We start from the raw sequence: 11,787 nt of genomic DNA on the forward strand, positions 1-11,787 counted from the left end.
TTGTGTTTCTGGCGGGGGGGGGTGTTGCTCCAACCTACCCTTTGCGTCTTCCCGGACGGCGCGAAAGCGCCGAGCCGGGACCGGGGAGGCAGGGTGTTCGCCTCTTTTGCCTGAGCGCCGCCGCACCGCCCTCGGCTCTCCGATCCCGGCTTTTCGGCCGGGATGACGAGGGGATGGGTTTGCGGTGTTCCCGCCGCCGCTCTGGCAGCCAATAGGCCCCGGATCTCGCAATACTCGTCCGGGGTGACGCGCGGAGGGGATGTGAGGTCACGCCTCTTTCTCAGGCTGTCATCCCGGCCGCAGGCGAAGCCGGAGAGCCGGGACCCATTGGCACCCTCAGCAGGTGTTTTGTTGCTTCGGCCACTCCTCGCGTCTTCCCGGACGGCGCGAAAGCGCCGAGCCGGGACCGGAGAGGCAGGGTGTTCGCCTCTTTTGTCTGAGCGCTGCCGCACCGCCCTCGGCTCTCCGATCCCGGCTCTTCGGCCGGGATGACGAGGGGAGGGACCTGCGTGCGGGAGGATGCGGCGACACCAGGGGGTGACCCGAACCGTATGGGGTTACTGGGTCCAGGTCTTCGGCTTCGCCGAAACCGGGACGACACGCAGGGAGTGGCGCGCGTCGGCGTGTTCCCGCTACCGCTCTGGCAGCCAACAGGCCCCGGATCTCGCAATGCTCGTCCGGGGTGACGCGCGGAGGGGATGCCAAGTGGTGCTTCTTTCTCGGGCCGTCTCCCGATCCTTGCCGAACATGATCCTGACATCAAACAGGGAGGAGCCGATGGCCGGTTCAAAGGCGCCAACGGACGGTGCCGCGCAATCCCCGGAACAGGCCGAAGGCAGGGGCATGCCGGCTGCGGCTGAGACCCTGCCGGCCAATCCCGAGGCGCCGAGCGCCAAAACCAAAAAGCCACATCCGGCGGACGCAGCCGCTCCCGACCGCAAGGCGCCGGTGCATCTGGGCGCGGAGGCCTGGGCGGAGGCGCGGCAGCTCTACGAGAGCGGCGCGCTGGATGTAGACGGGGTGGTGAAGCGGTTCTGCGTCGCCAAGAGCACGGTGCTGCGGCACATCCAGGCCGAGGGCTGGGTGCGCTCGGGTGACGTGCGCGGGCTGATCGCCGCCGGCGACACGCAGGGCCTTGCCTGCCTGGTGGGGCGGCTGGCGGAGGCGTTCGAGCGGCAGGTGGAGGCGATCGAGCTGGAAATCGGCCGCGCCCGCGCCTTGAAGCTCGACCGGGCGGAGGCCTCGCAACTGGCCGAGCGCAACGCCCGCACGCTGGGCAGTCTCGCCCGAACGCTCGACGTCCTGATCGAGCTGCGTGGCGGGGTGAGGGAACTGGACCCGGCGGGGAGGGACGAGGATGCACTCAGGCACGAGCTTGCGCAGCGCCTTGACCGCCTGTGCGGCGAAGGGGCGGTTGCCGGATTTTCTGGCGCGGCTGACGGCGGCGGAGCTGCGCTTCCTGCGCCATGACTGGCCCATCTGGGCGCATGAGCACCAGCTGCCGCCGCGGGGCGACTGGCGGGTGTGGCTGCTGCTCGGCGGGCGCGGCGCCGGCAAGACCCGCGCCGGGGCCGAATGGCTGCGCGCGGCGGTGAACGCGGCAGCGCGTCAAGGGCGGGGCGGCGAGCTGCGCATCGCGCTGGTCGGCGAAACGCAGATGGATGCGCGCGAGGTGATGGTGGAGGGCGTCTCCGGCCTGCTGTCCGTGCACCCGGCATCGGAGCGGCCGCAATGGCTGCCCTCGCGCCGGCGGCTGGAATGGCCGTGCGGGGCGGTGGCGCAGGTGTTTTCCTCCGAGGATCCGGACGCGCTGCGCGGGCCGCAATTCGAGATGGCCTGGTGCGACGAGCTGGCCAAGTGGCGGCATGTGCAGGAGACCTGGGACATGCTACAATTCGGCCTGCGGCTCGGCACCCATCCGCGCCAGCTGGTGACCACGACGCCGCGCCCGATCCCGCTCCTGAAGCGGCTGATCGAGGACGAGGGCACGGTGGTGACCCGCGCGGCGAGCGAGGCCAACGCGGCGCATCTGGCGAAGGGCTTCATCACCGCGATCCGCGCCCGCTATCGCGGCACCCGGCTGGCGCGGCAGGAACTGGACGGCGAGATCGTCGGCGAGCGCGAAGGCGCGATGTGGAGCCGCGACGCGCTGGAGCGCTGCCGCACCGACCGGCGTCCGGAGGAGCTTGCCCGCATCGTCGTCGCGGTCGATCCGCCGGCGGGCTCGTCCCGCCGCTCGGACGCCTGCGGCATCGTTGCCGCCGGCATCGACGCGGCGGGCATCGTCCATGTGCTGGCGGATGCGAGCGTGCGGGCGGCAAAGCCGGCGCGCTGGGCCCGAGCGGCGGTGGAGCTGTGGCGGACGCTCGGGGCCGACTGCCTGGTCGCCGAGGTGAACCAGGGCGGCGAGATGGTGGGCGCGGTGATCAACGGCGTCGATCCCGGCGTGCCTGTCGCCGAGGTGCGGGCGCGGCGGGGCAAGTGGCTGCGCGCCGAGCCGGTCGCCATGCTCTACGAGCAGGGCCGGGTGCGGCATGTCGGCGCCTTTCCCGAACTCGAAGACGAGATGGCGGAATTCACCCCCGACGGGCTGTCGGCCGGCCACTCGCCCGACCGGCTCGACGCGCTGGTCTATGCGCTGCACGAGCTGGCGTTGAAGCCGCTCGCCAGCCCGCGCCTGCGCAGCCTGTAAGACCCGCCGCACCGCGTTGAATCACGATGCGAGGCATCTCGATCGATCTGTTTGAATCGATGTCTCAGGCAGCGGAATCACTTTCTCAAGTCGATCGGAAAAAGGATGCGCGATCATGGGGTTGCGAGGCCTGCTTGATTCTGTTCTTCGACCCGCGACCGAGGCCAAGGCCTCGCGCGCCGGGCCCTTGCTGGCGCTTTCGGGCGGCGGGCGGGCGGTATGGACGCCGCGCGATTATGCGGCGCTCGCCCGCGAGGGATATGCGCGAAACCCGGTGGTGCACCGGGCCGTGCGCATGGTGGCGGAGGCGGCGGCCAGCGTGCCGCTGGTGCTCTATGAGGGCGCGCGCGAGCTCGACACGCATCCGCTGCTGGACCTGCTGGCGCGGCCCTCGCCGGGCCAGTCGGGGCAGGGGCTGCTGGAGGAGATCCACGGCTACCTGCAGGTCGCCGGCAATGCCTATCTGGAGCGGGTCGACATCGATGGCAACCCGCGCGAACTCCATGCGCTGCGGCCCGACCGGGTGCGCGTGGTGCCGGGGCGCGACGGCTGGCCGGAGGCGTTCGACTATACGGTCGCCGGGCGCACGGTGCGCTTTCCCGCCGACCCGCGCGACGGGCATCCGTCGGTGCTGCATCTGAAGGTGTTCCACCCGCTCAACGACCACTATGGCTTTGCCCCGCTGGAGGCGGCGCAGGTGAGCCTCGACTTGCACAACGCGGCCGGGGCCTGGAACAAGGCGCTGCTCGACAATGCGGCGCGCCCCTCCGGCGCGCTGGTCTATGGCGGGGCGGATGCGGCGAACCTGACCGACGAGCAGTTCGACCGGCTGAAGGGTGAGCTGGAGGCCGGCTACCAGGGGCCGGCCAATGCCGGGCGGCCCTTGCTGCTGGAAGGCGGGCTCGACTGGAAGCCGATGGGCTTCACCCCGCGCGACATGGATTTCATCGAGGCGAAGAACCAGGCGGCACGCGAGATCGCGCTCGCCTTCGGCGTGCCGCCGATGCTGCTGGCGATCCCCGGCGACAACACCTTCGCCAACTACCAGGAGGCCAACCGCGCCTTCTGGCGCCAGACCGTGCTGCCGCTGGCCGCGCGTGTCGGCGAGGCGCTGGCGCGGTGGCTGTCCCCCCGCGAGGGGGCTGACCTGCGGCTGGTGCCCGATGCCGATGCCATCGAGGCGCTGTCGGCGGAGCGCGCCGCCCTGTGGGAGCGGGTCGAGCGGGCCTCGTTCCTGACGCGAGCCGAGAAGCGGCAGGCGGTCGGCTACGGCGCGGAAGAGGGCGGCTCCGTGGCTTCGGGGGCGGGCGAGGGCGCATGATGGAGCCGGCGCTGCGCGAGGTGGCGGCTCGCGGGGACCTTGCCCATCTGGTGCTGCTGCTGTGGGCGGGCTCCTCGTCGAGCCTGCTGGTTTGGAGCTTGCGCGAGATGGTGCGCTCCAACCGCCGCTTCGACGATTTCGTCGAGGCCATCGCCCGGCTCAACCGGATGATCGGCGACGAGTAGGGGGGCTTACTGCCTCTCTGTTCGTCATCCTTGGCACTTTCCTCTCCTCGCGTCTTCCCGGACGAGGCCGAAGGCCGAAGATCCGGGATCGGGGAGGCACGGCGTCCGGGGGGCGTTCCGGAGCGCTCCTCATACGCCCTCGGCTCTCCGGTCCCGGGTCGCGCTTCGCTTGCCCGGGATGACGATGGCAGGGGCGGAGCGGGGGAGCGTGGGGCGGGCGCCGTTCGGTTCTCAACCCCTGCCGAGGGTGCCAATGGGTCCCGGCTCTGCGCTGACGCGCGGCCGGGATGACGGTCTGAGAAAGTGGCGCGACCTCGCATCCCCTCCGCGCGTCACCCCGGGCAAGCGAAGCGCGACCCGGGGCCTATTGGTTGCCAGAGCGGTAGAGGCGGCACCCGGCCATTCGCAGTTCGAATTCACCAAAGGGAGATCCAGATCATGACGCACCGTGTTGGGGCGGGCGCGGTCGCGCGCGTGCCCGGTTTCCAGACATCAGGTTCTCAGATGTCCGCATCGGAGGCGATCCGCTGCGCGCCGCATGTGAAGCGGGCGCACCGGGCCGTGTTCGCCCGCTTCGTGCTGGTGCTGCGTGCCGCCGTCGAAAGAAGCGCGGTGAGCGCCGGGGCCCGCGCATGAGCCGGGCGCAGACCGAAAGCCCGGTGAAGCGGGACGGCGCCGCACTGGCGATGCGGGCGCTGGCGGCAGGGCGCTTCGGCCGCGACGGCGGCGGGGCGGAGCCGAAGGGCGGTCGGGCTCTCGTCCGGCCGACGCGGATCTCCGGCTATGCCAGCGTCTTCGGCGCGCCGGACGATGCGCTCGACATGGTGATGCGCGGCGCGTTCCGCCGCAGCCTCGCCGAACGCGGGGCGCAGGGCATCCGCTTCCTGTGGCAGCACGATCCGGCACGGCCCATCGGCGTGTGGGAGAGCGCCAGGGAAGACGCCCACGGGCTCTATCTCAGCGGCCGGCTGGTGACCGACACGCGCACTGGCCGCGATGCCGCCGCGCTGGTTGCGGCCGGTGCGCTGGACGGGCTCTCCATCGGCTTTCGCACCCGCTCCGCCCGCCGCGATCCGCAGAGTGGGCTGCGGCGGATCTTCGACATCGACCTGTGGGAGGTGTCGCTCGTGACCTTCCCGCTGCACCCGATGGCCCGGCTCGATGCCGGGTCCAACCCCACGGGACGCGCGCAAGGCGCGCTCGACTCGTGAGGCGGCCGCAGGGCCGTCCGACCGGCGCGGGCAGCGCCGGGCCTCTCAACCAGGGCAATGGAGTTTCGCAGATCATGACCAGCAGCAATCCCCGTCCTGCCGAGCAGCCGGCGCTGACGCGCCACGCCCCCGAAACCAAGGCGGTGACCGGACGCGGCGCCGCGCCTGCCGCCGGCGCCGGACTGGAGCGCGAGCTCGACGAGATGCGCGCCGCCTTCACCGCGTTTCGCGAGGTGAACGACGAGCGCCTGTCGGAGATCGAGCAGCGCGGCAGCACCGACGTGCTGACCGGCGACAAGCTCGCCCGCATCGAGGCGGAGATCGACCGACAGCAGCAGCGCCTCGACGCGCTGGCTCTGAAGGCGGCCCGTCCCCCGCGCGAGGGCGAAGCGACCGGCACCCGGACCCGCGAGAGCGCGGCGGCCGGCGAGCACCGGGCGGGCTTCCTCGCCTATATGCGCAAGGGCCAGGAGGAGGGCTTGCGCTCCCTCGAGCAGAAGGCGCTGTCGACCGGCTCCGATCCGGACGGCGGCTATCTGGTGCCGGAGGAGACCGAGGCCGGCATCCTGCGCCGGATGACGTCGGTCTCGCCGATCCGCGCCATCGCCGGCTCGCGCCAGGTCTCGTCGAGCGTCTTCAAGAAGCCGTTCTCGATCTCCGGCCCGCAGTCGGGCTGGGTGGCGGAGACGGCGGCGCGGCCCGAGACCGGCTCGCCGACGCTGGCCGAACTCGCCTTCCCGACGATGGAGCTCTACGCCATGCCGGCGGCGACGGCCTCGCTGCTCGACGATGCGGCGGTCGATATCGACGCCTGGATCGCCGAGGAGGTGGAACAGGCCTTCGCCGAGCAGGAGGGCGCGGCTTTTGTGGCCGGCAACGGCGTCAACCGGCCGCGCGGCTTCCTCGACTATCCGCAGGTGGCAGAAAACGCCTGGAGCTGGGGCAATGTCGGCACGCTGTCGACCGGCGTCGATGCGGCCTTTCCGGCGAGCGAGCCGGGCGACGTGCTGATCGACCTCGTCTATGCGCTGAAGGCCGGCTACCGCCAGAACGCCCGCTTCGTGATGAACCGGCGCACGCAGGGCGTGCTGCGCAAGATGAAGGACGGCGACGGCAACTACCTGTGGCAGCCGCCGGCGAGCCTCGGAGCTCCGGCAACGCTGATGAGCTTCCCCGTCACCGAGGCCGAGGACATGCCGGACATCGCCGCGGGCGCGCCGGCCATCGCCTTCGGCGACTTCCGCCGGGGCTATCTGGTGGTCGACCGGGCCGGGGTGCGCATCCTGCGCGATCCCTATTCGGCCAAGCCCTACGTGCTGTTCTACACGACCAAGCGCGTGGGCGGCGGCATGCAGGACTTCGACGCGATCAAGCTGCTGGTCTTCGCCGCGTAACGGCGGCGGGGAACGCGCCGGGCGGGGACAGCTTCCCGCCCGGCGATGCGGAACGGACAGCGGATGGGGATGCGATGACCGCGATCGTGACGACGCCGCCGGCGCTGGAGCCGGTGACGCTGGAGGAGGCGCGCGCCCAGCTGCGCGTGACAACCAGCGAGGAAGACGCGCTGCTCGGCCGGCTGATCGCCGCCGCGCGCGGGCAGATCGAGCTGGCAACGCGCCGGGCGCTGATCACGCAGGGCTGGCGGCTCTATCTGGACGCCTGGCCGCCCGGCCGGGTGGTGCGGCTGCCGGTCGCCCCGGTCGCCTTGGTGGAGGCGGTCACCGTCTATGACGGAGACGGGCTGCCGGTGGCGCTGGATCCCGGCGACTACCGCCTGGAGGCGGCAACCAGCCCGCCGCGGCTGAAGGTCAAGACGAGCGCACCGGCCGGGCTCAAAGGCTTCAACGGCATCGAGATCGACTTCACCGCCGGATACGGGGCGGATACGAGCGCGGTGCCGGGGCCGCTGCGCCAGGCGGTGCTGCTGCTGGTCGCGCACTGGTTCGAGCATCGCGAGCCGGGACTGGATCCGGCTGCGCTCGGGCTGCCGCCGGCGGTCGCAAGCCTTGCCGGCAGCTACCGGATGCTGCGGCTGTGAGGGCGGCGGCAGGAGCGGGCCCGCTCGACCGCGCGATGCGGCTGGAGCGGCCCGAGCGGATCGAGGCGGGGGACGGCGAGGCCGAGACGATCTTCACCGATACCGGCCTCGTCTTCGTGGCACTGGCGCCGGCGAGCCTTGCCGAACGGCAGGCGGGCGGGCGGCACGACGGCATCGCCACCCATGTGGCGCGGCTGCGGACCGGCACGGGTATCGCCGGCGGCTGGCGGCTGAGCGAGGGCGCGCGGCGCTTCCGCGTGCTCGCCGTCGACGACACGGCGCGGCGGAGCGGGTTTGTCGCCTGCCTCATCGAGGAGGAGGGGCGATGAGCGCGCAAGTCGCCTTGCGTGCGGCGCTGGTGAAGGCCTTGCGCGCCGATGCGCAGCTGACCGCGCTGACGGGCGGCGAGCGGGTGCATGACGGGGCACCGCGTGGGAGCGCGCACCCCTTCATCGAGCTCGGCGCCCTCGTCTCGCGGCCGCTGCTTTCGAGCGCGGAGGAGGGCGAGGAGCACGAGGCGGAGATCCTGGTGCATTCGCGAAAAGACGCGCGCGGCGAGGTTGCCGCGCTGATGGCGGCGGCCCGCGAGGCGGTGCTGAGCGGGGCGGGCGGATTTCTCGACGGGCATGTGCTGGTCAATGCCGGGACGCTGGACGAGCGCAGCGAGCGGCTGGCCGACGGGCGCAGCTGGCGCGGCCGGTTGCGGTTGCGGCTGGTGAGCGAGCCGGCGGAATAGGTCGATACAGGAACGGAGGCGGAGATGGCCGCACAGGCAGGCAGGAACCTTTTGCTGAAATGCGATGCGACCGGAAGCGGGAGCTTCGTCACCATGGCCGGGCTGAAGGCGCGGCGCATCGCGCTCAATGCCGGCAGCGTGGACGTCACCGACGCGGACAGTTTCGGACGCTGGCGCGAGCTGCTGTCGGGCGCCGGCACCCGCTCGGCCAGCATCTCGGGCGGCGGCATCTTCCGCGACAAGACGGCGGACGAGACCGTGCGGGCGATGTTCTTCGACGGGACCATCCGCTTCTGGCAGGTGGTGGTGCCGGATTTCGGCACGATCAGCGGGCCGTTCCAGGTGAGCGCGCTCGACTATGCCGGCACCCATGACGGCGAGGTGACCTACGAGCTGGCGCTGGAATCGGCCGGCGAAATCAGCTTCACGGCGGCCTGACCATGGCAGGTGACAAGGGACTGGCGGCGAACCGCCACCGCGGCGAGGTGGCGGCACGGCTCGGCGGGCGGAACCGCCGGCTGGTGCTGACGCTGGGCGCGCTGGCGGAGCTGGAGGCGGTCTATGGGGCGCAGGACATGGCGACGCTGGCCGAGCGCTTCGCCGAGGCGCGGCTGTCGGCGCGCGACGTGATCCGCATCCTCGGGGCGGGCCTGCGCGGTGCCGGCGAGGACATCACCGACGAGGAGGTCGCCCGGCTCGACCACGCGGACGGCGTCGCCGGGCTGGCGCTGCTGTCGGCGGAGCTGCTGCGCGCGACCTTTGCCGGCAGCGCGGACGGGCCGCAGGGCGAGACGCCGCCGGACCCTTGAGCGCCGCGTCCGCCGGGCCGCAGGCGGGCGCGGAGGAAGCGCGGCCCTTTCCCTGGAACGAGGCGATGGGCCTGTGCATGGGCCGGCTCGGCTGGCCGCCGGACAGCTTCTGGCGGGCAACGCCGCGCGAGCTTGCGGCGGTGCTGGCCGGCCTTGGTGGCGGCAGGGCGCGCGATTTGCGCCCGCTGGCGCGCGCCGGACTGGAGGCCTTGATGCGGCGCTTCCCCGATGCGGCGGCGGGCGGCGACACGGTACGGCAGGAGGGCGGCGATGAGCGCTGAGGGACTGGAACTGGACGAGGCGGAGCGGCTGCGCGCCGCCATGGAGGATGTGCGCAGCGCCTCGCGCGATGCGGCCGGAGTGCTGTCGCGCGGGCTGCGCCAGGCGCTGGTCGACGGCCGCTCGCTGGAACAGGTGCTGCGGTCGGCGGCGCTGTCGCTGTCGAACCGGGCCTTGAGCGCGGCGCTCGCCCCGTTGGAGCAGGGGATCTCAAGCGGGATCTCGGGGCTTGCCGGGCAGCTGTTCTCGGGGCTGGCGTCCGGGTTTTCCGGCGGCGGCATTCTGCCCTTCGCCAAGGGCGGCGTCGTTGCCGCGCCCGGCTATTTCCCGCTGCCGGGAGGCGGCGCGGGCGCGCTGGGGCTGATGGGCGAGGCGGGCGCGGAGGCGGTTCTGCCGCTGTCGCGCGATGCGAGCGGCCGGCTGGGCGTTGCCGCGGGCGCAGCAGGCGGCGGACAGGCCATGCCGCAGATCGTCTTCAATGTGGAGGCGAGGGATGCGGAGAGCTTCGCGCGCTCGGAAGCGCAGATCGCAACAATGGTTGCCCGCGCCGTCGGACGGGGACGGCGCGGGCTTTGACGTCGGGCCTGAAGAGGAGGGGCTCAGGCACCGGCGTTTCAGGTGGCGGCGAGCATCGCCGCGATTTCGTCCTTCAGGTGAAGGCGCTGCTTCTTGAGGTTTTCCAGGGCCTCGTCAGAGGCCGGGGCCACATCGGTTTCGACCCGGTGAATCTCCCGGTTGACGTCGTGGTAGCTGTCGGCAAGCCGCGCGAAATGGCCGTTGGAAACCTTCAGCTCGTGCAAGGCAGCAACCTTGTCCGGGAATTCCTCGTGCAACTCGTGGGGAACATGACTCATGTCCGGTAGACCTCCTGTGACGCGAAGAGACTGCCCCGCCGCGGCGGGCCGAACCTTGAGCAAGATCAAACTCGGGGCATTTCTTTCAAAAATTCGCAACAGGGGGGCGGAGCGATGACGCCCGGCTTCATCGAGGAACGCTTTCCGCTCGGCGTCGCCTTCGGCGCCAGCGGCGGGCCGCAATGGCGCACGGACGTGGTGACGCTGGCCTCCGGCGCCGAGATGCGCAACGCGCGCTGGGCCGGGTCGAGACGGCGCTACGATGCCGGTAGCGGCGTGCGCTCGCTCGCCGACCTGCAGGAAGTGGCCGGCTTCTTCGAGCGGATGCGCGGGCGGCTGATCGGCTTCCGCTTCCGCGATCCCTTCGACAACCTGTCGGCGGCGACCGGCAATACGGTCGGCCCGCTTGATTGCCGGCTCGGCACGGGCGACGGGGCGCGGGTAGAGTTTCCGCTCGCCAAGAGCTACGGCGCCGGCGAGGGCGCGGCGCTGCGGCGGATCGAAAAGCCGGTGGCCGGCTCCGTACGGGTCGCCGTCGGCGGCTCTGAGCTCGCCGAGGGGACGGGCTTCACCTGCGATCCGGCGACCGGGCTGGTGACGCTCAGCGAGGCGCCAGCGCCGGGCGCGGCGGTGACGGCGGGCTTTCGCTTCGACGTGCCGGTGCGCTTCGACACTGACCGGCTGGAGCTGAGCCTGACCCATTTCGAGGCCGGGCGCGTGCCGACGATCCCGCTCGTGGAGATAACGCCGGACGGGGGAGAGGCGCCATGAGGACGGTTCCGCCGGAACTCGCGGCGCGCGCGGGCGCACAGGCGACGACGCTTGCCACCTGCTGGCGGCTGACACGGGCCGACGGCACCGTGCTGGGCTTCACCGACCACGACCGGGTGCTCACCTTCGAGGGGACGCAGTTCCGCCCCGAACTCGGCTTCGAGGCGAGCGCCACGGACATGGCACCTGATTTTGCCACCGGCACCAGCGAGGCGGCCGGCATCCTCGCCTCCGACCGGATCGCCGAAGCGGATCTTGCCGCCGGATTGTGGGATGGCGGGCGCGTCGAGATCTTCCTGGTCGACTGGCAGGCGCCGGAGCACCGGATGCTGCTGCGCCGCGCCGTCATCGGCGAGGTGACGCGGGCGGGCAATGCCTTTCGCGCCGAGCTGCGCGGGCTGGCGCATCTGCTCGACATCCCGCAGGGGCGGGTGTTCTCGCATCTGTGCGATGCGGACCTCGGCGACGGACGCTGCCGTCTGGATCTGGTTGCCGGCGGTTTCCGGCTGGAGGGCACGGTGGCGGCGGGCTCGACCGCCGGGCGCATCAAGGTGGACGGCATTGCCGGGCCGCCGCGCGACTGGTTTGCCGGAGGGCGGTTGGAAGCCGGCGGGCTCGTCGGCGAGGTGGTCTCCGATCGGGTGGAGGAGGGGCTGCGCATCGTCGAGCTGATGACGCCGCTCGTCCGGCAAGTGGCCGAGGGCGCGCCCGTGCGGCTGACCGCCGGCTGCGACAAGCGCTTCGCCAGCTGCCGCGAGAAATTCTCCAACGCGCTCAACTTCCAGGGCTTTCCGCACATGCCGGGCTCCGAACGGGTGCTGGCCTATCCGAGCCGCGGCGCGGCGGAGAACGACGGCGGCGCGCTGGTGCGCTGACACTTTCACGAAGCCT

At 71.8% G+C, this 11,787-nt stretch carries 17 protein-coding genes; 16 read left to right on the plus strand and 1 reads right to left on the minus strand.

All coding sequences use genetic code 11. The annotated features are described in order from the left end of the window. The first annotated feature begins 843 nt into the window (after positions 1 to 843). The 14 genes from H7H34_RS07290 (at position 844) to H7H34_RS07355 (ending at position 9,847) form a co-directional block, all read left to right on the plus strand. The gene (locus tag H7H34_RS07290; RefSeq protein ID WP_185924744.1) at positions 844 to 1,470 is read left to right on the plus strand and encodes a hypothetical protein; all 627 of its coding nucleotides are present in this window, start codon (positions 844 to 846) and stop codon (positions 1,468 to 1,470) included. Continuing rightward, on the plus strand, positions 1,436 to 2,692 hold the full coding sequence (locus tag H7H34_RS07295; RefSeq protein ID WP_245165293.1) for a DNA-packaging protein: 1,257 nt from the start codon (positions 1,436 to 1,438) through the stop codon (positions 2,690 to 2,692). The genes H7H34_RS07290 and H7H34_RS07295 overlap by 35 nt, the downstream gene beginning before the upstream one ends. Before the next feature lie 115 nt (positions 2,693 to 2,807). Beyond that, positions 2,808 to 4,013, plus strand: coding sequence for a phage portal protein (locus H7H34_RS07300; protein WP_185924746.1), 1,206 nt, complete (start codon positions 2,808 to 2,810; stop codon positions 4,011 to 4,013). Next, on the plus strand, positions 4,010 to 4,198 hold the full coding sequence (locus H7H34_RS07305; protein ID WP_199270398.1) for a hypothetical protein: 189 nt from the start codon (positions 4,010 to 4,012) through the stop codon (positions 4,196 to 4,198). Before H7H34_RS07300 ends, H7H34_RS07305 begins: the two co-directional genes overlap by 4 nt. A gap of 438 nt (positions 4,199 to 4,636) precedes the next feature. Beyond that, a complete protein-coding gene (locus H7H34_RS07310; protein WP_185924747.1) occupies positions 4,637 to 4,834 on the plus strand; it encodes a hypothetical protein in 198 nt (65 codons plus the stop codon). Further along, positions 4,831 to 5,409: an HK97 family phage prohead protease gene (locus H7H34_RS07315; RefSeq protein ID WP_245165001.1), complete on the plus strand. Its 579-nt coding sequence runs from the start codon at positions 4,831 to 4,833 to the stop codon at positions 5,407 to 5,409. Before H7H34_RS07310 ends, H7H34_RS07315 begins: the two co-directional genes overlap by 4 nt. A gap of 74 nt (positions 5,410 to 5,483) precedes the next feature. Then, complete coding sequence (locus H7H34_RS07320; protein ID WP_185924748.1) at positions 5,484 to 6,803, plus strand: phage major capsid protein; 1,320 nt, start codon at positions 5,484 to 5,486, stop codon at positions 6,801 to 6,803. Between the two features lie 74 nt (positions 6,804 to 6,877). Beyond that, the gene (locus tag H7H34_RS07325) at positions 6,878 to 7,447 is read left to right on the plus strand and encodes a head-tail connector protein (protein ID WP_185924749.1); all 570 of its coding nucleotides are present in this window, start codon (positions 6,878 to 6,880) and stop codon (positions 7,445 to 7,447) included. Next, the gene (locus H7H34_RS07330; protein WP_185924750.1) at positions 7,444 to 7,776 is read left to right on the plus strand and encodes a head-tail adaptor protein; all 333 of its coding nucleotides are present in this window, start codon (positions 7,444 to 7,446) and stop codon (positions 7,774 to 7,776) included. The genes H7H34_RS07325 and H7H34_RS07330 overlap by 4 nt, the downstream gene beginning before the upstream one ends. Continuing rightward, entirely contained in the window at positions 7,773 to 8,183 is a 411-nt protein-coding gene (locus tag H7H34_RS07335) for a DUF3168 domain-containing protein (RefSeq protein ID WP_185924751.1), read from the plus strand. The genes H7H34_RS07330 and H7H34_RS07335 overlap by 4 nt, the downstream gene beginning before the upstream one ends. 24 nt (positions 8,184 to 8,207) lie before the next feature. After that, positions 8,208 to 8,621, plus strand: coding sequence for a phage major tail protein, TP901-1 family (locus H7H34_RS07340; protein WP_158195623.1), 414 nt, complete (start codon positions 8,208 to 8,210; stop codon positions 8,619 to 8,621). A gap of 2 nt (positions 8,622 to 8,623) precedes the next feature. Next, positions 8,624 to 8,992 carry a gene transfer agent family protein gene (locus tag H7H34_RS07345; RefSeq protein WP_185924752.1) on the plus strand — a complete coding sequence of 123 codons (369 nt, stop codon included), beginning with the start codon at positions 8,624 to 8,626 and terminating at the stop codon, positions 8,990 to 8,992. Then, entirely contained in the window at positions 8,989 to 9,273 is a 285-nt protein-coding gene (locus H7H34_RS07350; RefSeq protein WP_256431528.1) for a rcc01693 family protein, read from the plus strand. The genes H7H34_RS07345 and H7H34_RS07350 overlap by 4 nt, the downstream gene beginning before the upstream one ends. Next, positions 9,263 to 9,847: a phage tail tape measure protein gene (locus tag H7H34_RS07355; protein WP_158195625.1), complete on the plus strand. Its 585-nt coding sequence runs from the start codon at positions 9,263 to 9,265 to the stop codon at positions 9,845 to 9,847. Before H7H34_RS07350 ends, H7H34_RS07355 begins: the two co-directional genes overlap by 11 nt. Positions 9,848 to 9,885: 38 nt before the next feature. On the opposite strand, the gene H7H34_RS07360 is transcribed toward H7H34_RS07355, so the two are convergent. Next, a complete protein-coding gene (locus H7H34_RS07360) occupies positions 9,886 to 10,125 on the minus strand; it encodes an HP1242/YdcH family protein (protein ID WP_158195626.1) in 240 nt (79 codons plus the stop codon). A 114-nt stretch (positions 10,126 to 10,239) separates the two neighbouring features. Between H7H34_RS07360 and H7H34_RS07365 the strand changes: the two genes are divergently transcribed. Together H7H34_RS07365 and H7H34_RS07370 are read left to right on the plus strand one after the other, a co-directional pair. Further along, complete coding sequence (locus tag H7H34_RS07365; RefSeq protein ID WP_185924753.1) at positions 10,240 to 10,896, plus strand: DUF2460 domain-containing protein; 657 nt, start codon at positions 10,240 to 10,242, stop codon at positions 10,894 to 10,896. Then, on the plus strand, positions 10,893 to 11,771 hold the full coding sequence (locus H7H34_RS07370; protein ID WP_185924754.1) for a DUF2163 domain-containing protein: 879 nt from the start codon (positions 10,893 to 10,895) through the stop codon (positions 11,769 to 11,771). The genes H7H34_RS07365 and H7H34_RS07370 overlap by 4 nt, the downstream gene beginning before the upstream one ends. Positions 11,772 to 11,787: the final 16 nt, after the last annotated feature.

It is taken from the genome of Stappia sp. 28M-7, assembly GCF_014252955.1.
Taxonomy (GTDB): Bacteria; Pseudomonadota; Alphaproteobacteria; order Rhizobiales; family Stappiaceae; genus Stappia.